General features: G+C 77.1%; 1 pseudogene. It reads right to left on the reverse strand.

Features of this window, described 5'->3' with window-relative positions:
* A pseudogene (locus tag G3I40_RS36205) lies at positions 1-1,094 on the reverse strand (molecular chaperone Hsp90); the annotation flags it as partial.

The raw sequence follows: 1,094 nt of genomic DNA on the forward strand, positions 1-1,094 counted from the left end.
GACGAGGGCGTCCGCGGCGTCGACGACGACCACGTCGCCGTCCCGCACCGCCCGCAACTCGTCGGGCAGCGTGACCTGTTCGGGGTCGAGGTCGGCCACCTTGCCGTAGACGGCGTGCAGTTGGGGGGCGCTCACCGGGCGCGCCGGGTCGGCGAGGCGGTCGAGGAGTTCGGCGGCGCCGCCGGGCTCGTCGAGCAGCGCGGCCACCGACGTGCGCACCCCGAGGGCGCGCAGCACCTGCTCGTCGTCGAATCCGGCGGCGTCCACGGCCTCGTACAGGCCGGCGAGCAGCGGGTCCGTGCCCGCGGCGCGCAGTCCGGCGGGGCGGCGGCCGTCGAGGACCGGGTTCCCGCGCAGCCACCACGCCGTGTACGGGCGGACGAGTTCGTGGGTGCCGTCGGGCAGCAGCACCCGGACGGGCTGGGTGAGCGCGTCGCGCAGCGGCGGCCGGGACAGCAGCGCGAGCGCCTCGGGCCAGCGGTCCTCGTCGACCAGGTCGAGGTCGCGTACGGCGACGAGCTCGGTGGCGACGGGCGGCACCGGGGTCTCGGGCAGCCGGTCGAGGACGTCCTCGCACCACACGTCGACGGCGTCGAGCAGGCCCGGGTCGTCGGTCTCGGGGAAGTCGCCGTCGCGCGGGTCGAGTTCGTCGGGGTCGAGGACGACGTCGGTGGCGCGGACCAGGGCGAAGGCGGCGAGCACCCCGCAGGCGGCGAGGGGCTGTTCGCCCCAGCGCCCGGCCAGCTCCTCGTCGACGTGGGGCAGTTCGCCCTCGCGCAGGACGGCGGCGACCGGGCTGCCGGGGAGCAGGAGTTCGGCGGCGGGCGCGAGTTCGCCGTCCTCGTCGGGCAGGGCGAGGGCGCCGAGCCACGGTTCGTCGCCGACGTCGAGGTGGGCGTCGCGCACCAGGGTCAGCACGACGTCCGCCAACTCCTCGGCACTCAGGGCGCCTTCGTCGTCCCAGGCCGGCTCGTCGTCCAGCGAGGCGGCGACGGCGGCCCGCACCTGCGGCGTCGTCAGTACGGCGCGGGCCGTGGCGGGCAGCGCGCCGAGCTTCTCGAGGAGCGGGTGGGCGGCGTCGGCGTGGGCGACCT

The organism is Streptomyces sp. SID14478 (assembly GCF_010548525.1).
GTDB lineage: Bacteria > Actinomycetota > Actinomycetes > Streptomycetales > Streptomycetaceae > Streptomyces.